This window comes from Pilimelia columellifera subsp. columellifera, from assembly GCF_039532605.1.
GTDB lineage: Bacteria > Actinomycetota > Actinomycetes > Mycobacteriales > Micromonosporaceae > Pilimelia > Pilimelia columellifera.
Genome location: NZ_BAAARY010000063.1, coordinates 1 through 1,561, shown reverse-complemented (window position 1 = coordinate 1,561; position 1,561 = coordinate 1). Strand labels below are relative to the sequence as shown.

Annotated in this window: 1 protein-coding gene; it reads right to left on the bottom strand. The window is 65.7% G+C overall.

Features of this window, described 5'->3' with window-relative positions:
- Nucleotides 1-166: 166 nt before the first annotated feature.
- A complete protein-coding gene (locus ABD287_RS18305) occupies nucleotides 167-1,183 on the bottom strand; it encodes a hypothetical protein (protein WP_344174769.1) in 1,017 nt (338 codons plus the stop codon).
- Nucleotides 1,184-1,561: the final 378 nt, after the last annotated feature.

Below are 1,561 nucleotides of genomic sequence, written 5' to 3'. Positions count from 1 at the left end.
CCTACCGGGGCGCCGCGTCTCCATCTTGGACCCCGAGCCGGTCGGCGTGTCGCCACCTACGTCACCTTCTGTGACCAAAGGATTGCCCGGAAAGGCTCACTGCAACCCCGATGCCCGCCGCAATGCCGGAGCTGATGAAGTCACTGGTCGATGATGCAGCACGCCTTTATAAGAGGCGTGATTCCTCCTCACCGATCTCGGACGGGCTGGTGAGCCACTTCCACCACCGCCCCAACCGTTCCCGTAAAAGCACGGCGCTTAGGCCGATGGCCGCCGCCCCAACGCCGACGCCACCTACACCCGCGAGGTCCCTGCCTTCGTTGATCATCGCCACGCCGAGCAGGATCGACGCCACACCGAAAACGGCAAGGGGTGCAGCGAACAGAATCAGGAGTAACTCACCTGCCCCCATCCAGGCTGCGAGGGTCAACAGGCAGACGCCACCGACGGTGAGCATCAGCCCCACCAGAGCCCTACCCTCGCCAATGGCTGCCGCACCGACACCGGCCAACGCCACGCCGCAGCCGCAGCCCGTCACGCGCGTCAGTACGCGACCTTCACCGATGACTGCCACACCTAAGCCGGTGACCGTAGCGCTCGCAACGGTGGTCGCCACGCCCAGCAACACCTTGCCCTCGTCCACGAACGTGACACCACAGCCGACCGCCGACACCCCACAGCCGATCGCCGCTACGCCCATCAGCACCCGACCATCGCCGATAGCCGCCCTACCAAAGCCGATGACTGCCGCGCCGAACCCGAAGAACGCCACGCCGAAACCGACGAACGCCACCCCACAGCCGACCGCCGCTGCCCCCATCAGCAGCCTGCCCACACCAATGACAGCCACACCGAAGCTGACAAACGCCACCCCGCAGCCGACGACTGCGACACTCATCAACAGGTTCACCGCTGCCGCGGGCTCCGCGGCTGTCGCCAAGACACCGACGGTGGCAATGGCAGCGACGACCGCCGCGTAGGGGGCCCACGCCGCCGGGCCGAAGGCCGACAGCACCGCGGCCAGTCCCGCCACCGCTAGCAAGATTCGGCCGAACCAACGCGCCAACGGTGCTCGGGCGTTGAGCCGGCGCACCCAGAAGCCGGTAGACAACGCGCTGCCCACCGCCAAGACGGCGACAGTCCACCGGTAGCCCGCGTCGTTGCTGACGACGTTGACCGCCATGCCACTCCCCCCGGTAAGGAGCAGACTGGTCAGCCGGGTCGGCCAATCGGGTGTTCGACGCTGCGTCTCATTGCCCACCGTTACCCAACGGCCCTCGCCCGCCGCGGCTACGCACCGCAGCACGCCGCTGCACCTGCCGAAAGAACTTTCAAAAGAGGCCAAACGGACCACCAGCGAGAGGGCAGTTCGTTACCGATTGGCAAATCGTCGCATCTGGCCCAAGGACCTCGTCCTCCTGAAGCCTTGACAGTCAGATTTGGCCCCACCCTATAGCGAATAGCTAGTATCGCGTGTCTGAGGTCTTTTGACGGTTGGCTTTGGTGAGGATGTCGGCGGCGGTTTTGGTCCAGCGGAACGGTTCGCAGCGCTGGTTGTAGC